Origin of the sequence: Thermococcus sp. ES12, assembly GCF_012027515.1 — an archaeon.
GTDB classification, from domain to species: domain Archaea; phylum Methanobacteriota_B; class Thermococci; order Thermococcales; family Thermococcaceae; genus Thermococcus; species Thermococcus barossii.
Genome location: NZ_SNUP01000001.1, coordinates 331851 through 353671 on the forward strand (window position 1 = coordinate 331851; position 21821 = coordinate 353671).

22 protein-coding genes are annotated in these 21821 nt (G+C 54.2%); 9 read left to right on the forward strand and 13 right to left on the reverse strand.

From position 1 onward, the window contains the following. Positions 1-28: 28 nt before the first annotated feature. A complete protein-coding gene (gene tdh, locus E3E37_RS01795) occupies positions 29-1081 on the reverse strand; it encodes an L-threonine 3-dehydrogenase (protein WP_167715262.1) in 1053 nt (350 codons plus the stop codon). 153 nt (positions 1082-1234) lie between these two features. On the opposite strand from tdh, the gene E3E37_RS01800 reads away from it, so the two are divergent. Next, on the forward strand, positions 1235-1978 hold the full coding sequence (locus E3E37_RS01800) for a MinD/ParA family protein (protein WP_088865757.1): 744 nt from the start codon (positions 1235-1237) through the stop codon (positions 1976-1978). A gap of 17 nt (positions 1979-1995) precedes the next feature. Then, entirely contained in the window at positions 1996-3219 is a 1224-nt protein-coding gene (hmgA, locus tag E3E37_RS01805) for a hydroxymethylglutaryl-CoA reductase (NADPH) (RefSeq protein WP_167714532.1), read from the forward strand. Positions 3220-3222: 3 nt separating this feature from the next. On the opposite strand, the gene E3E37_RS01810 is transcribed toward hmgA, so the two are convergent. Then, positions 3223-3876 carry a hypothetical protein gene (locus tag E3E37_RS01810; protein WP_167714533.1) on the reverse strand — a complete coding sequence of 218 codons (654 nt, stop codon included), beginning with the start codon at positions 3874-3876 and terminating at the stop codon, positions 3223-3225. Between the two features lie 208 nt (positions 3877-4084). Here E3E37_RS01810 and E3E37_RS01815 point away from each other — a divergent pair, with 208 nt between their 5' ends. Next, positions 4085-4768, forward strand: coding sequence for a hypothetical protein (locus tag E3E37_RS01815; RefSeq protein ID WP_088864351.1), 684 nt, complete (start codon positions 4085-4087; stop codon positions 4766-4768). An 18-nt stretch (positions 4769-4786) separates the two neighbouring features. Here E3E37_RS01815 and gatE read toward each other — a convergent pair whose 3' ends face one another. The 3 genes from gatE to E3E37_RS01830 form a co-directional block, all read right to left on the reverse strand. Next, the gene (gene gatE / locus E3E37_RS01820) at positions 4787-6676 is read right to left on the reverse strand and encodes a Glu-tRNA(Gln) amidotransferase subunit GatE (RefSeq protein ID WP_167715264.1); all 1890 of its coding nucleotides are present in this window, start codon (positions 6674-6676) and stop codon (positions 4787-4789) included. Positions 6677-6681: 5 nt separating this feature from the next. Next, positions 6682-8001, reverse strand: a complete 1320-nt coding sequence (gene gatD / locus E3E37_RS01825; protein WP_167714534.1) for a Glu-tRNA(Gln) amidotransferase subunit GatD — start codon at positions 7999-8001, stop codon at positions 6682-6684. Between the two features lie 105 nt (positions 8002-8106). Beyond that, the gene (locus E3E37_RS01830) at positions 8107-8400 is read right to left on the reverse strand and encodes a transcriptional regulator (protein ID WP_167714535.1); all 294 of its coding nucleotides are present in this window, start codon (positions 8398-8400) and stop codon (positions 8107-8109) included. 45 nt (positions 8401-8445) lie between these two features. On the opposite strand from E3E37_RS01830, the gene E3E37_RS01835 reads away from it, so the two are divergent. From E3E37_RS01835 to rsmA, 5 genes are all read left to right on the forward strand, one after another. Beyond that, positions 8446-9606, forward strand: coding sequence for a tRNA pseudouridine(54/55) synthase Pus10 (locus tag E3E37_RS01835; RefSeq protein WP_167714536.1), 1161 nt, complete (start codon positions 8446-8448; stop codon positions 9604-9606). 143 nt (positions 9607-9749) lie between these two features. Next, a complete protein-coding gene (locus tag E3E37_RS01840) occupies positions 9750-10046 on the forward strand; it encodes a 50S ribosomal protein L21e (protein ID WP_088180131.1) in 297 nt (98 codons plus the stop codon). Positions 10047-10048: 2 nt separating this feature from the next. Further along, positions 10049-10411 (forward strand): RNA polymerase Rpb4 family protein, encoded by a 363-nt coding sequence (locus tag E3E37_RS01845; protein ID WP_088864356.1) that lies wholly within the window; start codon positions 10049-10051, stop codon positions 10409-10411. Between the two features lie 69 nt (positions 10412-10480). Next, positions 10481-11101 (forward strand): DUF655 domain-containing protein, encoded by a 621-nt coding sequence (locus E3E37_RS01850; RefSeq protein WP_088180133.1) that lies wholly within the window; start codon positions 10481-10483, stop codon positions 11099-11101. Beyond that, positions 11098-11919, forward strand: coding sequence for a 16S rRNA (adenine(1518)-N(6)/adenine(1519)-N(6))-dimethyltransferase RsmA (gene rsmA / locus E3E37_RS01855; protein ID WP_167714537.1), 822 nt, complete (start codon positions 11098-11100; stop codon positions 11917-11919). The genes E3E37_RS01850 and rsmA overlap by 4 nt, the downstream gene beginning before the upstream one ends. Here rsmA and E3E37_RS01860 read toward each other — a convergent pair whose 3' ends face one another. Then, positions 11920-12333: a ferritin family protein gene (locus tag E3E37_RS01860; protein ID WP_240921884.1), complete on the reverse strand. Its 414-nt coding sequence runs from the start codon at positions 12331-12333 to the stop codon at positions 11920-11922. 216 nt (positions 12334-12549) lie between these two features. On the opposite strand from E3E37_RS01860, the gene E3E37_RS01865 reads away from it, so the two are divergent. Further along, positions 12550-14295, forward strand: coding sequence for a radical SAM protein (locus E3E37_RS01865; protein ID WP_167714538.1), 1746 nt, complete (start codon positions 12550-12552; stop codon positions 14293-14295). Here E3E37_RS01865 and E3E37_RS01870 read toward each other — a convergent pair. The 7 genes from E3E37_RS01870 to E3E37_RS01900 all read right to left on the reverse strand — a co-directional run bounded on the left by E3E37_RS01870 (position 14285) and on the right by E3E37_RS01900 (position 21819). Further along, positions 14285-15064: a hypothetical protein gene (locus E3E37_RS01870; RefSeq protein ID WP_167714539.1), complete on the reverse strand. Its 780-nt coding sequence runs from the start codon at positions 15062-15064 to the stop codon at positions 14285-14287. The two genes, E3E37_RS01865 and E3E37_RS01870, sit on opposite strands and share 11 nt — an antisense overlap. Before the next feature lie 45 nt (positions 15065-15109). Continuing rightward, the gene (locus tag E3E37_RS01875) at positions 15110-16918 is read right to left on the reverse strand and encodes an S-layer protein (protein ID WP_167714540.1); all 1809 of its coding nucleotides are present in this window, start codon (positions 16916-16918) and stop codon (positions 15110-15112) included. Positions 16919-17118: 200 nt separating this feature from the next. Further along, positions 17119-17943, reverse strand: coding sequence for a hypothetical protein (locus E3E37_RS01880; RefSeq protein WP_167715266.1), 825 nt, complete (start codon positions 17941-17943; stop codon positions 17119-17121). Between the two features lie 2 nt (positions 17944-17945). Next, positions 17946-18992: an AmmeMemoRadiSam system radical SAM enzyme gene (gene amrS / locus E3E37_RS01885; protein ID WP_167715267.1), complete on the reverse strand. Its 1047-nt coding sequence runs from the start codon at positions 18990-18992 to the stop codon at positions 17946-17948. Between the two features lie 27 nt (positions 18993-19019). After that, positions 19020-19739, reverse strand: a complete 720-nt coding sequence (locus E3E37_RS01890) for a polysaccharide deacetylase family protein (protein WP_167715269.1) — start codon at positions 19737-19739, stop codon at positions 19020-19022. Then, complete coding sequence (locus tag E3E37_RS01895; RefSeq protein ID WP_167714541.1) at positions 19739-20962, reverse strand: glycosyltransferase family 4 protein; 1224 nt, start codon at positions 20960-20962, stop codon at positions 19739-19741. The genes E3E37_RS01890 and E3E37_RS01895 overlap by 1 nt, the downstream gene beginning before the upstream one ends. After that, positions 20938-21819 carry a flippase-like domain-containing protein gene (locus E3E37_RS01900; protein ID WP_167715271.1) on the reverse strand — a complete coding sequence of 294 codons (882 nt, stop codon included), beginning with the start codon at positions 21817-21819 and terminating at the stop codon, positions 20938-20940. The genes E3E37_RS01895 and E3E37_RS01900 overlap by 25 nt, the downstream gene beginning before the upstream one ends. Positions 21820-21821 lie beyond the last annotated feature (2 nt).

The following is a 21821-nucleotide window of genomic DNA, read 5'->3' on the forward strand; positions in this document are numbered from 1 at the left end:
GAATTGCGGTGAAAGAAAAGGAAATAGATCAACCCTTGTTAGGGAAGAACACGACCTTTCCAGTCTTGCCGGCGCGCATGAGCTCGAAAGCTTCCTCGAAGTCATCGAAGCCCCTGTACTTATGCGTTATTATCGGGTCGAGGTTGAGCTTGCCGCTCTGGATGAGGCTTGAAACCGTGTACCAGGTCTCCCAGAGGTGCCTTCCGGTTATGCCGTGAACCTCCAGGGCCTTGAAGATTATCAGGTTGTTCATGTCAAGGGTAACGTCCCTCGGGAAGAGACCGAGCAACGAGACCCTTCCACCAGGGGTGGTGGCTTTGAGCCCCTGTTCAAGGGCCTTCGGTGCCCCGCTGAACTCCAGGAAGACCTCAACACCGGCACCGTCGGTCACGTCCATCACGAACTTAACCGGATCCTCCTCGAAGGGGTTGACCACGTAGTCGGCACCGACCTTCTTCGCCAGCTCCCTCCTGAACTCGCTGGGTTCGCTCACTATGACTGGATAAGCGCCGGAGGCCTTGGCAACCGCAATGCCGAGGAGACCGAGGGGGCCGGCGCCGGTTATTAGTGTGCTCCTTCCGGCTATCGGTCCGGCCAAAACCGTATCAACCGCATTACCGAGCGGCTCCTGGAGGGTGGCGTACTCGGGCTTCATGTCTTTTGGGTTCTTCCAGGCGTTCTGGGCAGGAACTATGGCGTACTCCGCGAAAACACCGTCCATGTCAACGCCGAATATCTTGGTGTTCTGGCAGACGTGGTAGCGGTTGTGCCTGCAGGCGTAGCACTTACCGCAGACGATGTGAGTTTCGGCGCTTATGTAATCGCCCTCCTGAATAGTATCAACACCTGGGCCGACCTCGATGACCTCTCCGGCAACCTCGTGGCCCATTATCTGGGGCGGCTTGATCCTGCTCTGCGCCCACTCGTTCCACTCGTAGATGTGGAGGTCTGTCCCACATATGCTCGTCGCAAGAACCTTGATGAGAACCTCGCCCGGTCCAGGCTTTGGAACTTCTACCTCGACGAGCTCGGCACCGTAAGCGGGCTTTGTCTTCATAATGGCGGGCATCTTCTCAGCCATGGCAATCATCTCCTAAACCTTACAATGCCTATCTGAACGGGGGATGATATAAACCTTTTGCGGCCAAGGGTGGAAGGTGAGATGTTTTCCATGCCCATCGGAAACCTTATATCCTCTTTTGAGTATTTTCCCCTTGGAGAAGGGGGTTTAAAGATGGCACTGATAGTTGTCACGGGGAGAGGGGGCGCTGGAAAGACCACGATGACAGCAAACCTTAGCACTTATCTCGCCATGCGTGAGTATCGTGTATTGGCTATTGACGGTGATCTGTACCTCCCTAACCTTGGCTTTCACTTCTCCCTCGATACTGTCAAGTATACCCTTCACTCCCTTCTAAGAAACCCCGATATTGACCCGGAGTGGGCGATATATAAACACCCCCAGACGGGAGTTCACGTCATGCCGGGGAGTACCCAGCTCCAAGATGTCCTGGGAATCTCGCCGAGGAGGTTGGTGGAGATACTCGAAAAGGTCAAATACAAGTTTGGGGTTGTCTTTGTTGACTCCCCGACGGGAATACCCTTTGATACCCTTCCAACCTTTGAGGTCGCCAACTACCAGCTTATAGTTGTTGAGATAGAACGCTCACCAATATATTCCTTTGAGACAATGGTGAAGAACGAGATTGAGAAGCTCAAGGTTTTGGGCGAAAGGTACGGCCTCAACATCGGCGTCATCTTGAACAAGGTGAGGGAGTCCGCCGACGTCGTTGAGAAGATTGTTGAGGCCGTTGAGAACGATCTTGACGTTCCAGTCATTGGGTGGGTTCCCTTTGACTACAACGTTCCCGAGTCCATAAACGCGGGAATTCCCATAGTCAAGTATCTTCCCGAGAGCGACGCTGCCGTGGCCTTGAGGGAAACGGGGGAGATACTTGAGGAGTGGATATTCGGCTGATTTCTGGAGGTGTTGGTATGAAGGTGGAAGAGCTTGTGGATAAGGTAGCCAGTGGAGAGGTGAAGCTCCACCAGGTTGAGAAATACACGAAGGATAAGCGGCTCGCCACCGAGGTGAGGAGAAGAGCCCTGGAGAAGAAGCTCGGCGTTAGCCTCGAAAACATAGGGCACTACTCGATAGACCCCGAGAAGGTCATCGGAAAGAACATCGAGAACATGATAGGCGTCGTTCAGATACCGATGGGTGTTGCAGGACCTCTCAAAATCAACGGGGAATACGCGAAGGGTGAGTTCTACATTCCCCTGGCCACCACGGAGGGGGCCCTCGTCGCGAGCGTGAACCGCGGATGCTCCGCCCTCACCGCCGCGGGTGGCGTTAGGACGACCATCATAGACGATAAGATGACCCGTGCGCCGCTCCTCAAGTGCCCGGACGCGAGAAAAGCCAGGGAAGTTGCAGAGTGGGTCAAGGCCAACATCGACTACCTCCAGGAGAAAGCGGTCAGCAAGGTTACCCGCCACGGGAAGCTGCGCGACGTCAAGCCATTCATAGTCGGCAACAACCTCTATCTCCGCTTCGAGTTTGAAACGGGCGATGCGATGGGAATGAACATGGTGACAATCTCCAGCGAGGAGATAATGAAGGTCATTGAGGAGGAGTTCCCCGATGTTAAATACCTCGCCCTCTCCGGAAACCTCTGCGTGGACAAGAAGCCCAACGCAATGAACTTCATCAACGGGCGCGGGAAGACGGTGATAGCCGAGGCAGTAATCCCGCGCGAGATAGTCGAGAAGAAGCTGAAGACCACCCCGGAGCTCATTGCCGAGGTGAACTACCGCAAGAACCTCGTCGGCTCCGCCCAGGCAGGCTCCTACGGCTTCAACGCCCACTTCGCCAACATAGTCGGTGCCATCTTCCTCGCCACAGGCCAAGACGAGGCGCAGATTACCGAGGGCTCGCACGGCATAACCCTTGCGGAGGTAACGCCCGAGGGGGACCTTTACATAAGCATCACCATGCCGAGCCTTGAGATTGGAACGGTTGGCGGGGGAACACGCGTTCCGACCCAGAGGGAGGCGCTGAGCATAATGGGCGTTGCCGGCGGCGGAGAACCAGCGGGAACTAACGCCAAGAAGTTCGCCGAGATAATAGCCGGCGCCGTCTTGGCCGGAGAGCTCTCGCTCCTCGCGGCTATAGCTGCCAAGCACCTTGCCAAGGCCCACAAGGAGCTTGGGCGTTAGTTTTTAGTTTTCCCTCTTTTCCCACATCCTATCCCTGAGAACAAAGACCTTCATCGAAGTTTCTTTATTCGATACAACCTCGACGCCCTTGAAATACAAGACGGGAAATGGATAGTCTAATATCAGGAACAGGAGGACTGTTAGAGTCAGCGTTATTATGAGCTGGACCCAATAACTCTTGAAGTTCATCATTGTAGATAGGAACAGGCTTCCAAAGAAACTGGTAAGAAAGTTGATCATGGAACGGTGTTTATGCCTTGCTCCTCCAATCTTTCCCTCGTATATGGCCATTATAAGGGCCATCAGCCCCTCTTTTTTCTTCACTCTAAAGGCTATGGTAAACTCCACCCCGGGAAGCTCTCCAAAATTTACCGGGATATCAGATTCTATTAGGTAGAACGCACGGCTCAACTCATCTCTCAGCTCAATTATACCTAAAAATTTTTCCTGTTCATAAAACGGCTCTGACATTGCGGTTATCATGTGCGGATCGGGATCGATCAGCCGTGAGTAGCGTGCCCCTCTGGAGTTAAGGAATTCCTCAGTCTGTCGTGTGCATTCTGACAAGATTTCACACCTGGCCCGGGCATACTTCAGGAGCTTCTTTGACCCCATCCACTCTCTCATGTATGACCTATATCTCTCCATGATTCCCATGGGACTAAATACTCCTATGAGTTTAAAAGTTTTAATTTTAATTCAGTAATCCGGGTGGAATTTCGTTTAATGAGCCGCCAATGTAACCCTTTTTAGATTTTAAATTTTTAGTTGTTCATTTTGTTAGTTCTTCTGCCTATTTTCCAACATTAGGTCAAAGAAAGGTTAATTTAGGGGGATTTTCCCAATAAATATTGGGGAATCTCCAATGATCCCCGTGGATATAGATGGTCACAAGTGCAAGTCATTGGTACTGAGTTCTACTTCAAGGTTATTTGAACTGCTATTCGAGGACGTGGCCATTCAGTTCCCGCGCTACAAAAGCTTCCTTCTTGATAGGGGCCTTTACATCGTTGATTCCAATGGAACAAAGCTTCTACGAATGGAGTGTCCAAGAGGAAAAGGGGCCCTGTTGGATGAGCTTTATTATTTGGATATAACTCCTGAAGCCGTCATTGAGACGTATCTGTCCGCCCTGTTTAATCTTCTTGAGGTGGTAAAAATCCGCGAAAAGCTGTTTCCAGAGTACTACGTTCTCGACAAAGTTGTCCAGCCTACCAAGATTGAGATTAAGGATCACCCTGCAGGATTCGGAAGGGGAACTTTCACACTAATCGATGAACTAATCACCAGAAACTACAGACGAATTAAGATGGGTTCTCCACGAAAACTCACGCGGGTACGTTATGACCCGCTGGACGCTTTTGGAGCCAGGGTACTCGGCAATACGATCCTTTTGTTCGATAAGAGTGACTTTCGAGAGCTGGCATTTCTCCACTTTAAGGATTATAGGATCGCGAGAACACTCTTTACTCATTCAACAGACTCCTATCTCAACAGCGCGTTTTTTGGTTATCTCAAGTTTAAAGTCCGGAAGTTCCTGGGGGTTTAATAGAAAAGTTAGGGGGGCCTATGAGATGGCCTCCTGAATCTTCTTCCTCACGAGCGAGCTGACGAGCTTTCCGTCGGCCCTTCCGCGGAGCCTCGCCATCGCTCTGCCCATTACCATTCCCATTGCACCCATTCCCTTGGCCCTGATGACCTCGATGTTCTGCTGGATTACCTCGTCGATTATTCCCTCGACCTCCTCCTCGCTGAGGAGCGTCAGACCCCTCTCCTCGGCAACCTGGGCGGCGCTCTTCTCCGGATTCTTCGCAAGCTCCTTGAAAATTTCCTCGAAGGCCTCCTTGGCTATCTTCCCGTTGAGGTATAGCTCGAAGGCCTCCCTGATGTGCTCGTCGGTTATGTTCTCGATTGGAACTTCCTTTTTGAGCCCTTTGAGAACCACCACGAGTATCGAAGCCGCCAGCGAGGGCTTGACGCCCTTCCCGACAAGCTCCTCAAACAGTTCATCGCGCTCGTCGTTGACCAGCGTTTCGGCCAGGCTCCTGTCAATTCCGTACTCCTTAACGTAACGTTCAACGCGCTCCTGCGGAAGTTCGGGCAGGTTTGCGAGTATCTCCTCCTTCATCTCGTCCGTTATCAGTATCGGCGGTATATCCGTCTCAGGATACATCCTGGCCTTACCGGGTAGCGGGCGCATGTACTGGGTGTTGCCGTCCGGCAAAGCCCTCCTCGTCTCCTCGGGGACGCCCTCAATGGCCTCCCTGGCGCGCTGGAGAACCTCGCGCAGGGCCTTCTTGGCCATTTCTTCCTCTGCAGCAACGAGAACGAACGCGTCTTCCTCACCGAGGCCAAGTTTTTCAACAACCGCATTAACCTCTAATTCTGTAATTCCATAGTTCGGCAATTCATCGATGTGGAAGATGCCCCTGACGTACTTCTTGGCCCTGTCGGCCATCTCGGTGCCGAGCCTTCTTCCCGGCTGTATTTCCCTTCCAATGAGCCCGCGGAACTTCGGAAGCTTTACCGCGAGGACTTTGCCCCCCTTCTTTATTGCCCTTGCTATTATCTTCGAACTGGTGTTCTGGAAAATCTCTGTAACGTCGTGGAACTCCTCCTTGATGTCCTCCGGCTTTGCTCCCCTCTCGCGAAGCTCGTCCCTGATTTTGAGCAGGCTGAGCTGCCTCTCCACCTCGCGCTCGATAATGACCGGTATCATGTCCAGCTCCTGGACACCCTTAATCTCGACCCTGGCCCCACCCTTGATGGAGACGTTGAGGTCCTGCCTTATCGTCCCGAGGCCGCGCTTCACCTTCCTCGTTGCCCTGAGCGCGTCGCCTATGTACTTGGCCACGACCTTCGCCTGCTCGGGGTGGTGTATGTCGGGCGTTGTTGCTATCTCGACGAGCGGTATTCCGAGACGATCGAGGCGGTAGATTACCTCCTTGTCCTTCCTCTCGACGATGCGGCACGCGTCCTCCTCAAGGCATATCGTTGGAATGCCAACGCTCCCCCACGGCGTATCGACCCTTCCGTTCATGGCTATTATCGCGGTCCTCTGGAAGCCGGAGACGTTGGAGCCGTCTATGACTATCTTGCGCATGAAGTGAACCTCATCAACGGGAGTGGCATTTAGGAGGTAACTTATCTGGAGGGAGACCTTGAGTGCCTCCTCGTCGGGCATATGGGGCGGTTCTTCGTCCATGTAGACGAGGTCGGTGAGTTCGTAGTTGCCCTCGTAGATGTACGTCCTCCCCTTCTTGAACTCTTCAAGTGCCGCAGGGTCTATCTCGCCCAGCTCGCTTATCGTGGGCCTGAGCCTCCGCCTGAACGTGAAGTCCACCTCGTCGCTGAACTCGCTCGGTACGGGTGAGAACAGCTTCTTGGTGTCGAGCTGCCTGTGGATTTCAAGACCAACCTTGAGGCCGAGCTCCTGGTAGTTGAACCTGTCCGCCATCGTCATCACCTCAGGAAGGTATCGAACCTCGTGTAGGGAGTTATCTCGCCGGCGTAGTTCGTCAGCATCATCTCGCGCACTTCCCTCGGGTCGTCGGTGTGGCCGAGGACCCACATCAGCTTGACGTAGGCCGTCTCCGGTAGCATGTCCTCGCACGGAATGACTCCAGCCTTGAGAAGCCTCCTTCCTGTGGAATAGACGTTCAGGTTCACCCTGCCGTAGAGACACTGGCTCGTCATGCAGACGGTTACTCCCTCCTCAGTGGCGCGCCTTATGGACTCTATGAGGTACGTCGGCACGTGTCCGAGGCCAGTCCCCTCAATGACGAGTCCTTTGTATCCCCTGTCAACGAAGAAGTCTATAACCTCTGGCTGGATTCCCGGGAACGCTTTGACGAGGGCCACGCGTTCCTCCATTTCGTCGTCCACCCAGACCTCACTCTCGGTTCTCTTTCTGTAGTCTTTTCTGAGGAACTCGATCCTGCCATCCGGCCATATCCTTGCGATCGGGATGTCGTTTATGCTCCTGAAGGCGTCCCTCCTGCTCGTGTGCATCTTCCTTGCTTTGGTTCCGCGGTGGGCGAGGCAGTAGGTATCACCCGTCTCACCGTGCATAACGATGGAGACCTCCCCGAAGTCTGCGGTGGCCATTCTGACCGAGCATATGAGGTTCATCGCCGCGTCGCTGCTTGGCCTGTCGGAGCTCCTCTGGGAACCGACGAGGATGACAGGCTTTCCGAGGTCACGGAGCATGAAGCTGAGCGCCGAAGCGGTGTATGCCATCGTGTCGGTTCCGTGGGCTATCACAACGCCGTCTTCACCGTTGTTCAGCATCCGGGCAACCTCGTGGGCTATTCTAATCCAGTACTCCGGGCGCATGTCCTCGCTCATTATGTTGAAGAGAAGCTTCGGTGTTATGTTGGCTATGTCAAATATCTCGGGGACGGCCTTGGCGAGCTCCTCGGCGGTGAAGGCCGCGTGAACGGCGCCGGTTTTGTAGTCAATCCTGCTGGCTATTGTTCCGCCGGTTCCTATTATTGCGACGCTTGGAAGGCCCGGTTTCTTGGGGAATACTTCCTCAAACTTCAGCTCTTCCCTTGGGGCGGCTTTCTCGATGATTTCAACCGACACTATCTGGTCAACCAGTATTCCGATGTTGTACCCGTTGTCGAGCTTCAGCGTGAGGGTTTCGCCGCTGGAGAGCTCGTAGGGGTTCATGACGATGCCCTCATAGACGCTCGTGTTTCCATTTTCCTTTTCAATTATCCGGACGTAATCTCCGACTTCCAGGTTTTTATCCCTCATAAACCTCTCAACTTTGCGCATACCTCTCCCTCCGGGGGATAGTGGGTTCAATCCAATATAAACCTTCGGGCTGGACGGATGACAAAAATCGGCTGTAATTACCGACAAATTCTGTCAGAGTGACAACTACCTGGCTTCAATCTTAAACCTCGGCTCCTCTATCCACTCGGATTTGCACCTGGGACAGCGCGAGGGAACGTGGATTTCCGGCCTGAAGACGAAGCCGCACTTCCTGCACTCGGCGGGTTTTATGAGGAGCACTTTTCCCTCCCGCTTGAGCGTCTTTTGGATGGCCTTCAGATCCTCGATGATGACCTTCCTTGCACCCCTGCCCCTGAGCTCCAGTGCCAGGGCAAGCTCACCCGGCGAGTAGTCCCGCTCCTCCAAAAGCTTTATTATGCGCTGCCTACGAGTCATCATCGCCTGAGGCTTTGCGTGGCGGGATATAAACCTTAGGGTGGGAGCATGATAATCGAGAGGGCGGAGAGGGTTCTGGAGTCCCGGAGGTTATGCGATCACTGCCTTGGGAGGCTCTTCGCGAAGCTCGGAAAGGGCACCAACGAGGAGAGAGGAAGGGCGATAAGGTTCGTTCTCAACATGGAGCGTTGCAGGCGGGGCCTTCCACCGCTTGATGAACCTGAAACGTGCGAGCTGTGCGGCAACGTCTTTGAGAGAATCCCGGAACTCATTGAGAAAATGAAAGAAGTGGCCGGGGATATAGAATTTGAGACGTTCCTCATAGGCTCACGCTTCCCCAAGGAGGTGCGCGAAAAGGAAGAGGCCCTCCGGGAGGAATTTGGAATCGAGACTGCCGAGCCCATCAACAGGGAGTTCAACCGCGAACTTGGAAAGGCCTTTGGCATGGCAACCGGAAAGGACACCGCCAAGAATCCAGACGTGGTTTTTATCGTCGAGCCCTATTCCGGCAGGGTGGAGCTTCAGATAAACCCGCTCTACATCTACGGCCGTTACAGGAAGCTTGTGAGGGGAATTCCCCAGACACCACTCCCGGACTTTGAGGACAGCGTTGCGTCGATAATCTGCCGCCCGTTTTCGAGGACATCCGGCGGAAAGTGCGTTTTCAAAGGCGCCGGCAGGGAGGACGTTGACGTCCGCATGCTGGGCAACGGCAGGCCATTTATCGTGGAAATAAAGCGACCGAAAAAGCGCAAGCTCAACCTTGACGCTATAGCCGCTGAGATAAACGAAAGCGGGAAGGTTGAGGTGCTTGACCTGCGCTTCGTTTCACCGAAGGAAGCGGAGCAGGTACTCACTCAAAATCACCGTAAAGAATATCTGGCCCTCGTCCGTGTCGACGATGGGGTAACTCCTGAAGAGGCAAAGTATGTCGCGGAAAGGCTCGCGGGGCTTAAAATCCATCAGAGGACTCCCTGGCGCGTAAGGAATGCAAGGGCAGACAGGGTCAGGGTCAGAAAGGTTCATGAGGCAGAGGCGAGGTGGCTCGATGAAAAGCACTTCGAGCTCCGTCTCGTCACAGATGGAGGCCTTTACATCAAGGAGCTGGTTTCAGGTGATAGAGGGCGCACGAGGCCCTCTGTGAGTGACCTGCTCGGAAAACCCGCCTGGTGTGAGAGACTCGATGTGCTGAACATCTTTGATGACTGAAAACTTTATAAACGGTTCTCGCCGATTGGATAGCGAAGCCATAACAGGCTTAGTCCATATGCCGAAAAGGCCGGAACTTCCTGAAAACCGGATACGCCTTTGCGTCCGTTGCGTGATGGATAAAAATCCGTGAGGTGATAGGAATGGTCAAAAAGGCCCACAGCTTTAGGAGGAAGACCCGCGGGAAGCTCAGCAAGAGCCCCAGGAGAAGGGGGCTTCCGCCTCTCACGAGGTTCCTTCAGGAGTTTGAGACCGGGCAGAAGGTCCACATAGTTATCGAGCCGAGCTACCACAGGGGCATGCCCGACCCGAGGTTCCACGGAAGAACCGGAACAGTCGTTGGAAAGCGCGGCGATGCCTACGTCGTCCAGATTAAGGACGGCGGGAAGGTTAAGACCTTCTTCATCCACCCGGTTCACCTCAGGGCCCAGAAGGGATGAGCATGATAGGGAGAAAGAAGCTCGAGGAGCGGTACCTCACGATAGCCGAAACCAAGGAGCTCCTCGAGAGGCGCAAGGCAGAGGGGATGGAGGACAACCCGGAGGAGCCGATGTTCTACGAGGCCAGGGTTAGCCTCGAACATGCCGAGCGCTTTGCGAAACTCAAGCCCGAGCAGGCGGTTGAGCTGAAGGAAAAGCTTATGGAGCTCTTTGATTGGATAGACGAAAGGCTCGCCGCGAAGCTCGTTGACCTGATGCCCGAGGATTACTTTGATATACGGGTAATCTTCAGCAAGGAGGACTACATGCCCACCAAAGAGGAGGCCGAGGAGATAGTAAGGCTCCTCGACGACTACAGGGAGTGACCTCTTCTTTTCCTTTTCCTAGACAAAGTATAAAAACTCCGGGAGGGTATAACTTCTGGGGGAGAGACAATGGATAGGTACCGGAGACATTCTTACAGGGAAAGCCTCGAAAAGAAGAGGCGGAACGTTGAGTATGAGGAATACGCCTATGTGCTGGACTATCTTCCCGAGGGCTACACCGATTTGAGGACGGGTAGGCGAACCGGGAAGCCCGTGGCGCAGGTTATAGGTGAAAAGGCATTCACGCTCCTTGAGGTCGCCCCCAAGGAAGACCTCATGCTATACGAGAGGGTTTTCATAGGCAAGGGACAGAGGGATAAGATACTCATGATAAATAAGAAGATTCACTACGATGAGCTGACGGCCACTGCCAAGGCCGAGCTTCCCTACGTTGTGGAGGAGATAGTCAAGAACAACGAGGAGCGCTTCGTGCAGTTCTTCAACATGGCCCCTCCGATAACCAACAGGCTCCACAGCCTGGAGCTCCTGCCGGGAATAGGTAAGAAGCACATGTGGGAGATACTGGACGAGCGCAAGAAGGAGCCCTTCAAAAGCTTCGATGACCTCCGCCACCGCGTCAAGGGTCTCCCCGATCCGGCGAAGATGATAGCCAAGCGCGTCGTTGATGAGCTTGAGGGCAAGGACCGCTACAGGCTCTTCGTTGGCTCCAGGAGGATATTCCGCGTATGAGGGAGCGTCTCTTTTCTATCATTTCCAAATACGGCCTCAAGGCAAATTCTGACCTGGGACAGAACTTTCTGATAGTGCCTGATATAATAGAGAGGAACGTCGAAAGGGCGGAGCTGGATGAAAAAGACGTCGTCCTTGAGGTCGGACCCGGCCTCGGCGTTCTGACGGACGCATTGAGCAGGAGTGCCGGGAAGGTGTACGCCATCGAGAAGGACAGGCGCCTCGTCGAGATACTTAGGAGGGAGTACGACTGGCCCAACGTTGAGATAATCGAGGGCGATGCCCTCAGGGTCGAATTCCCCGAGTTCAACAAGATAGTCTCCAACCTCCCGTATCAAATCTCATCCCCCATAACCTTCCGCTTTTTGAAGTATGAGTTTGAGAAAGCCGTTCTAATCTACCAGCTGGAGTTCGCCCAGAGGATGGTGGCAAAGCCGGGGGATAGAAACTACTCCCGTCTTTCCCTGATGGTTCAGGCTAAGGCCTACGCCGAACTCGTGGAGCGCATCGGCAGGGGAGCCTTCTGGCCGAGGCCGAAGGTTGACTCGGCCGTCGTGGTACTCGAACCCAAGCCGAGGGGGGAGAGAATAGAGCTCGACGAAAACCTCGTGAGAGCGCTCTTCCAGCACAGGAGGAGTACAGTTCTGGCGGCCCTGAGGAAGTCCCACCACATGCTCGGTCTTGACAGAGAGGGATTCAAGAGAGTTAGAAAGAGCCTCTCCGATATGCCTCACGCCGAGAAAAGGGTCTTTCAGCTCACCCCTGTGGAAGTGAAGGACATCGAGGAGTTCCTCGTTGCTGAGGGTATTCTGGACTGATCACTCCCCTGGCTCACTTCCAAACAGGGAAACGTACAGGTTCCTTAATTTCTGGTAGTGGCCGTTTTCTATGTTGGCCAGCCATATCAAGGTTGCCTTGGAGTTTTCATCCTCGGTTCTCTCGGCCAGATACTTGTAAACGTCGTGGGCCAGCTTCTCGGTTCCCATCAGGTACTCGAGGATATCCTTGAGGTGCCCGTGGTAGACCATGTCCCTTAATCTTTCCTCGGAGAGCTCCACCTCCAGGGCGGGTAGGGTGACCTCCGGTGGACTCTCGTTTGGAAACATTTCTTTGAACATCCTAAGCAGGGCTTCGGCATGTCCCAGGCTCTCCTTATAGAGCTGGAAGAACAGCTTGGATACGCGCTCGTCCCAGTTCACATCCTTGCTGAGCTGGTGGAGTTTGTGGTACATCTCAGCCTCTTTAACTTTCTTGATCCATCCAATAGGCCAGTAGTTCCTTGTGGTTCAGTTTGGAGATGGCCTCCAGTATCTCCCTAAATCTGGCCCTTTCCTCTTCTGTCTTGTACCGTGATGCCTTCATATTATCCCCAGCTATGGTACGGGGTTCTTGTGTTTATACTTTTCGCCTCCGATTGATTTTTAAAAGACCCTCACGAACTCCAGACCATGATAATCGCCATCATTGACGGCTATACCGATGAACCCGCCGGGCTGGGTGTTCCGCCCTATCTGGGAATATACCCCCGCTACGCCTACGGGGCCATAAAGAAGGCGAGGAAAGACACCGCGGTTTTCTACCTGACCATAGACGACCTCCGGGCCACTTTTGATGGTGAGAGGGGAATAGCCACCAAGAACAAAACCCCCAACTTCCCGAAAACCCGGGAAATACTCAAGAAGGCGGACGTTATCGTCTACATCGGCGGTCTTCATACGCCGGGCAAGTATCTCTCGGCGGTGCCCTCCCAGGTGGAGGAAGTGGCCAGGTTTCTGAAGCCCCTTAATGGAATCAAAATCCTTGGAGGTCCGGCCTTCATGGGGTCGGCCCATGCGGGGGGCACAAAGATAAGCTCCCGCGAGCTGATGATGGCGGAGGCGGTTTTTGACCACATAGTTTACGGTGACCTTGAGGCGTTTCTCCACGATTTCCTGATAAGTCCCAGGGATGCCGACCCTTTCCGCTTCAGAACCTATGATGAGCTAAGGGATTACTCCCTCCTCGGGGCGGAAGTGGTAAGGCAGTTCCCCGATTATCCGGATTTCGTTATAGTTGAGATTGAGACCCAGAGGGGCTGTCCAAAGGCCATGGGGATTGGGGGTTGCTCCTTCTGCACCGAGCCCGTGCGCTATAAGGTTGTGGAAAACCGGCCTGTGGAAGACATAATCCGGGAAGTTGAGGTGCTCTACAGGCTCGGCGTCAGGCACTTTCGCGTTGGAAGGCAGAGCTGTATCTTCTCCTACATGGCAGAACCGAACGCTCGCGTTCCCGTTCCAAATCCGGAGGCGATAGAGAAGCTCTTCGCCGGAATTCGGTCGGTCGCGCCCGACGTGAAGACGCTTCACGTTGATAACGCCAACCCCGCGGTAATCGCCAACTATCCGGAGGAGAGCATCAGAATCGCGAAGGCACTCATAAAATACGGGACCTCCGGAAACGTCGTGGCCTTTGGGCTTGAAAGTGCCGACCCCAAAGTTGCCAAGCTGAACAATCTGAACGCGACTGCGGAGGAAACCTACGAAGCCGTCAGGCTCTTGAACGAGGTTGGGGGAAAGCGGGGCCCAAACGGCATGCCCTGGCTTCTCCCGGGAATCAACATCATCTTTGGCCTGCCCGGGGAGACCAAAAAGAGCTACGAACTCACGTTCCAGTTCCTTAAGCGGCTTCTCGACGATGGGCTAATGGTTCGCAGGATAAACATCCGTCAGGTTGTCGTGTTCCCCGGAACGCCTCTTTGGCGCATGAGGGACCGGGTCAAGACCGAGAAGCACAAGAGGCTCATCCAGCATTACAAGTACAAGATACGGCACGAGATTGACCTTCCAATGCTGAAGCGTCTCGTCCCAGTGGGAACTGTTCTCAGGGACGTTCGTGCCGAGGTCTTTGAGAACGGCCTCACCTATGGGAGGCAGATAGGCAGCTATCCCCTCATCGTGGGGATTCCAAAGGAGGTCAAACTTAACAGGTTCTACAGCGTCCTCATCGTCGGGCATGGCTTTAGGAGCATTACGGGCGTTCCGGTTCCGATAAACGTGAACACCGAGACGCCCAGGGTTCTTCAGCATCTGCCGGGGATTGGGAGGAAGAACGTTGTGAGAATTCTGGCAAAGCGTCCATTCAGGGATGAGAAAGAGTTCTTCCTGACGGTTGGAGAGGATAAAAGGAAAATCCTGGATGGGCTTATCACCGTGTAGCCGTGCTGTTCTCCGGCCAGGAGAACCCTATGATGTTCTCTATGAGCACAATCTCTGCTCTCAGAGTCTCGTCGGTGGTTCCCTCTATTACCAGAGTGCCCTTACGGGGGGCAAATATTCTGTTCTCCGTTGCCCCCTCAGCTGGTCCCAAGAGGATTATGGCCAGATGATTCTCGTTTCCAAGCTTACCGCGTCCTATGTCAACCTTTGTCCAGAAGTTCAGGTAGACCTTTCTGTATCTGAGCCACGTCTGATTGAAGGCGTACTGTTTGGCGGTGGCGTTATCGTAACCCATCTGGAGCCCCTTTATGTAGTAGTTGGTCGTGAATATGTTGGACACAACGCCCGATATCTCCGAGACGGCCAGCGTCCGATACTTGCAGTCTCCAACGTACAGCTGGGGTGCATCCTTGCAGTTGGTGACCGAGGGATCGCCCATCACTATGGTGAAGTACTCGTAGAAGCTCCTTATCGTTAGGTTTAGATCAACCTCTGGGCTTCCCGTTATGTAGCTGTTTATCGTGATGTTAAAGAGCTTTGAGCCGGAGGGAGGCCTTGTACCCTCTTCAATCAGCTCTTGGTATTGGTCTGCGGTAAGGGCGTAGAACTGTCCCGAAGGTGTGTAAATCATTACGTACTGGGTGGATGCTTTGGGATTCCCCGGATTTATCACGTTGCCAAAGCCATGGTACGAGTAGAGCACGTAGCCGATTGGAGCAACAACCACTAGGAGAACTACAAGAATCACTGCAAGCCTCTTTTGATCCAATGTCAAAACCCCCAGAAAAGGGAATTAAAAGAGAATGAAAGGCCTTCAGAGGCCAGCGAGGTACTCCATAAGGGCCTCAGCGGCAACCTTGGTCTCGTCCCTGGTGGCACCGGCGACGATGACGACGTCGTAGCCGCCAAGGGCGTCCTGGATGTACTCGATGTCGCCTGGGCTGTTGTACCAGTCAACCTTGCTGATGTTCTGCTCGACGAGCCACTTGGTGAGGCTGTTGGCAACCGGACCGCCGATGAGGATGAGGTTCGCTCCGGGGTCTTCCATGCTGACCTCGTAGTCCATGACGGTTATCGGAGCGGTGAGCGGCTTGAGCATGGTGACGTCGCCGTAGATGCCCTCAACCTTGTAGTCAGTGTCGAGGACGTCGTCGCCGACCTTGAGCTCCTTCTCGACGACCTTGCCCTCCTTCTCCTTGAGGCAGATGTAGGCGTAGGCGACGTAGAAGTCCTTGTCCTCGATGGTACCATCGTTGTCAATGTCAGCGTTGGTTGAGTTGTAGCCCTGGTCCTCAAGCCACTTCTCGTTGAGCTTCTTCATCTCGAACTTGTAGAACAGGTTGTAGGTGCCGAAGATGTCAACCGGGTTACCCTGGAGGGTGTCTTTGTTTATGAGGGTTATGTTCTTTATGTATGTGCCGTCGGTCTTAATGGTCATCTCCCACTCCTTGCCGTCGTAGGTTATGGTCTTACCGCTGGACCAGTCAACGACATCGACCCTGGCGGCAATGCTGGCTATGAGGTGGCCGTCGATACCGACGAAGGTGTCCAGCAGGGTGAGGACGACCTTTCCGTCTCCGAAGATGTCAACGTCCTGGCCCTCCTCAAGGATCTTCTGGTCGCTCTCCTGGCCGGTAACGGCGTTCTTCACGACGACGAGGGCCCTCTGGTCGATGATGCTTATGTCGAGGACGGTGACTATCCAGTCAGTACCCTCGATGGCCTGTGGCTGGCCGACCTGGTACCAGGCCTCACCCTTGTCGAGACCGGCAGTGAATGTGTCGTTTCCAACGTTCAGTACGTAGAACGTCTGGCCAAAGACCGTGAAGGTGTCGCCCTCTTTAACACCTGGGCTGTAGACCTCACTGCTGAGGAGGTTCGCGGGGGCATCATCAGCATCGCCGATGACCCACTTGGTAGTGTTCTCGTACTCCTCACCAACGCCCCACTCGGGGTAGGCGTCCCTGACCTTTGAGACCTCCCAGTAGGTGTAGTTGTAGAGGACGTAGTCAACGAAGACTGTGACGTTGCCCGGGGTTATCTTAATCTCAGCGTCCTTGGGCGGGTGGCTCTTGTCCCAGTCGCTCGGGTCCTTGGATACGAGCTCGATGTTCTGGATGGTTATGTACCAGTCGATGAGCTGCTCATCACCGGTCTTGTCCATGTCAGGTATCTCGACTGGGAAGCTGAAGCTGTCGCTCCATCCGCTGTAGGTGGCTGAGTACTCGGCGCCGTTCCACCAGTAGTCGCCCGGCAGGCTGTCGTAGCTGGTGGCCCATGCGGTTATGTTCCTGATCGTGTCGTAGTTGTACTTGTAGATGGTCCACTTCTCAACGGTCTCCGGCGGGTACTCGGCCTTGACCTTCACGTAGCCGTTCTGAATCTCGGCCTGCTCTGTGGTGTAGAGCATGCTGCCAAGGGCAACGGCAATGTCAGCGGCGCTGGCAACGTCCATAGCAGCAGCGGTACTTCCAACGACGATTTTAACGTTCGGGGTTCCATCGGCGTTAACGAAGAAGTCCTTCGGTATGTTCGGAACGGTCGGCTGAGCGCTGGCAAAGCCCATGGTGGCTCCAACCATTGCGGCACCAATTGCAAGGGCCGCGATCTTCTTCACTTTCATTTTCCCAACACCTCCTTAAGCTTGGGCTTACGCCCTGGGATGGTCTAATATGTATTGTCAATGACTTTCTACCCGGTTAGGGTATATATACTTTTCGCTTTCAGACCCTTTCTCCGCTTAAAAGAAGCTCGCTCATTGCCGTAAAAATGAAAGGAAGCTTAATTAAATGCCTATAGGCTTTTCGCCTTTTGCCGATAATATCAAGGGTTTAATTTGAACTCCGTGTTCTTCTTCTCCATGAGTTGCCTCTTCACAGGCCTTGTAACCAGCTCGTTAACGAAGCCTCCGATGTCGGTCAGAGTATTCTGGAGTTCATTGGCGGTTACGTCTATTATCTCCGGTTCCAGGATTGAGATGGCCACTGGGGCATATTTGGCAGTAAGCTGGACCAGAGTCTCGAACGGGGAGAGTAGTTCCGCCGCAAGGAGGCCTTTGAAACTCTCGCCTTCCATTTCCCCCTGGACGACAAGCTTATTTATTCTGCATCCCTCAATGCTGAGAGCCTTCCCCATGGTAGTTTTAATGGCCTCTTCGCTCTCCCCGAAAACCTCTATGACAAAGCGGTACAGGATGTTTCTGTCCTCGACGATAAGCTCCTCTATCTCATCCCTGGAGTAGCCAATCCTGGGCTCGGGAATGTCATCGAGCTTTGGATACACAGCCAGGCCACCAAACTGCTTCATGAGCTTCCCCATAAAGAGAGATACTTCCCCGAGCGTTTTCATAAGGTCCTTGGCCGCTATTTCCAGTTTCCCCGGTTTGAGAACCTCGACCACCGCGGGAGAATACCTGAGGGTCAGGCGAACGATGTCACCAAAACTTCCGGCCACCTGGGCCTCTATGACCCCTGAGTACTTGAGAAGCTCATCTTCCGGACTCTCTATAACATCTTCCAGTTTTACGTACTTGATCTTGACACCCTTCTCATTCCGTAGGTTCTTAGCTGTCTCCTCCAAGGCCCTTTCTAAAACTTTCTTGTCGTTCCCGACACCTTCGATGTAAAAGATAACCTCGATTTCGGCCAATTTCACCACCACATCCACTTATATCGCTTTTTCTTATACGTGCCTACCACGGGGATGGGTTCGCCGCAGTATTTGCACTTCCCATCCTCGATGTTGTACTCGGTGATTTTGAATCCCCAGCGGACTATTAAAGGTTTGCCGCACTTCGGGCAGTATGTGTTCTCCCCCTCGTGTCCCGGCACGTTGCCGATGTAGACGAACTTGAGCCCCTCCTCCCTGGCAACGCGGTAGGCCATCTCAACAGTCTCTATCGGTGTCGGCGGCAGGTGGGAGAGCTTGTAGTGGGGGAAGAAGCGCGAGAAGTGAACGGGAGTATCGTCTCCGAGCTCCTCAACGACCCAGCGCGCGAAGGACCTGATTTCTTCCTCCCCGTCGTTGAGCGTCGGGATTATTAGGTAGGTCAGCTCGACGTGGATTCCAAAATCTTTCTTCGCTATAACAGCAGTCCTCCTGCTCGGCTCGCCGCTCGGAACGCTCGCTATCTTCATGTAGAACTCGTCGCTGAAGGCCTTGATGTCGATGTTCATCGCATCTATGTACGGCGCCAGCTCCCTGAAGGGCTCCTCGTTGATGTAGCCGTTGGTTATGAGGAGGTTGTAAATCCCCTCCCTTTTAGCGAGCTTTGCAGTATCGAGGACGAACTCGTACCAGATGACCGGCTCGTTGTAGGTGTAGGCTATGCTCTCGCAGGAGTAGCGCTTTGCCATCGCCACGACCATCTCGGGCGTCATGTCGTGGAGGTAGGGGAAGCTCTCGTCGGCCTGGCTTATCTCCCAGTTCTGGCAGTGCTTGCAGTGCATGTTGCAGCCGACGGTGCTTATCGAGAGGGCGCACGAACCGGGCCAGAAGTGGAAGAGGGGCTTCTTCTCAACCGGGTCGGCCGCTATGGATGATACCTTCCCGTAGTTGAGGGTATAGAGCTTACCTCCGATGTTTTTCCTTATCCGGCAGGAGCCTCTCTTCCCCTCGTTGATGATGCAGTTGAGAGGGCACAGCCTGCACCTCACCTTTCCGCCATCGAGCGGCTCCCAGTAGGCGGCCTCGCGCATATCTCTCACCGGATTATAGTTGGCTCACTACCGTTTAAGTTTTTGGTACAGTTCGTAGTACTCCCCCATCGTGAGGAACTTTGCTCCCTGCCTCCTGTAGTGATCGATGAGCATTCCGAGGAGCTCTATGGCCTTATTGCCGGTGTTGAACCTGCAGTCCCATCTGATTTTTTCCTTCTGCATCGGGACGAACTCCCACGGGTGGGCGAAGTAAACGCGGGGCTCCCTCAGGCGGGCGTGGATGAGTCTCTGCAGCCCCCAGGGGAGCCTTATGACGGACGAGGTCGTCGAGGCCGGAACCTCAAGAACCTCCCCGAAGAACCTAACTCCCTCGCGGTAGCCCTTGTAGGTTGCCTTGGATGAGTCAACGAGAACCCCGTTTTTTGCCAGTATATCATAATAGTAATTAGGAAACTGCAGGTTGGGGGCGCGGAATGAAACCACCTCTCCGAACTCACGGAGCACCTCAAGGGACTTCACGATGGCCCTCTCTCCCTCGTCTCGGGGGAGCCTGTCAAGCCGCTCGTGGTTGTAGTTGTGGCTTCCGAGCTCGTGTCCCTCGTCGATGACCCTCTTCACGAGCCCCGGGAAGCGCTTCGCCATCTCTGCCGTGAAGAAGAACGTCGCTCTCACGTTTTTTTCAGCCATCAGATCGAGTAGCTTCGGAAGTCCCTCCTCCATCCCCCTTGTTGTCGTAAGATACGGCGGGCAATCGTGTTCAACGTCAAACGTTATTGAAACGAGCATCAACCCAGCCTCCTCATCATTTTGTACATCAGGTACCTCCTGTCAACGTCCCTAGCCATATCCATCGTATGGCGGTACACCCGCATCAGTCTTCTAAGCACAACCTCCCATGAAAACTCCTTCTCCGCCCTCTTCCGCGCTTCAACGCCCATGGCTATCAGTTTTTCCCTGTCCTGGAACACCTCGGCAAGGTTCTCTGCCATTCCCTCCTCACTGACGGCGAGAAGGCCGGTGATTCCGTTGAGCACCATGTCCGAGAGACCGCTCTCGTTCCGACCGATGACGGGATTTCCAGTTGCCATGGCCTCAAGCCCGACAACGGGGAATGCCTCCAGAATGCCGGGCATTAGAACCAGGTCCGCTGCCCAGTACAGCGGGAGAAGTCTTCCCCTCTCCATGAAGTCGTACAGCTCGGTTATCTCGCCTATACCGGTTTCCCTTAGGTTCCTTTCCAGCACCGGGCGCATCGGCCCGTTTCCTATCATCACGAGCTTTACCTTGCTTTTGGGGACCCCACTTCGCTTGAGAGCCTCCCTGACCATCACCGGTATTCTGTGGGCCTGCTTGCGCTCGGTCATCCTGCCCAGGTAGAGCACGACTATCTCATCCCTCACGCCGAGATCCCTTCTGGCCCTTTCCCTCTCCTCCGGCTCCGGCGGGCGCCACTTTCTCACGTCTATCCCGTTTGGAACCACTACAACCGGGCGGCCGTTGAGCTTGTTCCCCAGCAGGTTTCTGGTGTCTTCTGCGACGGGGGTGCTGACGGCGACGAAGGTGTCTATCCTCTTGAGGTGATGCCTGAGGAATGGCCCGATTAGGAAGTCCAGCGGAGGTCTGCCGTAAAATGAGTGGTTGGTGGCGACCACAGGGACGTTCCTTATCCCCCTCGATATCTTCGACACGGCAACTGCCAGGGGGGAGTATATGCTGTGGACGTGGGTTATGTCAAATCCGACCTCCTTGTAGAACTCGTTTATCCTCCAGAACTGTGAGAAACCCACGCTGGAGTGGTATTTACGGAAATAAAGCGTCGCCGGAAACCTCACGACGCGGTATGGGAAGCTGTCAACGTAGGGCTTCATGTACCTGTAATCGTGGGTCAAGACGTAGGGTTCATGCCCCAGGAGGACGAGATTGCGGGCCAGTTCATCGATGTGGGATTCTATCCCCCCTATTTTTGGATAGAACCAGTCACTCGCTATTGCGATCTTAAGGCTTTCCATATCTCGACCCCTCCGGACGTCAGGAGGACCGCTAGTCCCACTAGACTGCTGGCAACGTAGGAGACAAAGCGCTCCAGGAGGGTTATTGACATCGCCAGGGCCATTGGAATTCCAAAGTAAGTGAGGGTTCCAACCAGGCCGCCCTCGATTATTCCCACGCCCCCAGGGGTAAAGGCGACGAGACCGAAGAGGAGGTTTGCGATTGAGATTACCGCTATGAAGCTCCACGCCAGATTGAGACCGAATGCCAGGGCTATGAGCTTCAATCTGACAACGTCGAGGAGCCAGACGGTGGAGCTTAGCAGTACTGCCACCATGTTGAGACTGTGCATGCTCCTGAGTGCCGTTATCTTTCTCATCTCGTCCTCCGTCACGGGGGTTCTAAAGATACGGAGCGAGAGCCTCACGAAGGCGTCCCACTTAATCCATATTAGAATCACCCCGGCTATGCCGAGGACTATGAACGGGAGGGGTTCTCCCGACGAGAAGTACATCATGCCCACAAGAAAGAGGGCGAATATGGGGATGGTCTCCAGTATGCGCTCGTAGATTATGCTGACCGCCGAAACCCCCGTTGGGATGTTCGCCTTTTTGGAAACCCATGCCATCCTAAGCAGTTCTCCACCGCTCCTACTCATGGGGGTGACGTTGTTCATGAAAATCGAGGCGAGTATTGCCTTGACGAGCTCACGAAGGGGAGCGTCCCTGCCGACGCCCTTCAGAACGAGCTTCCAGCGAATGCCGTAGAGAACGACGCTCACGTAGTAGGTGAGGAAAGCCAAGAACAGGTACCTCAGAGAGGCGGTGCTCACCACTGAAAAATACTGCTGCGCTGACGTGGCAAGGCTCTCCAGCATAG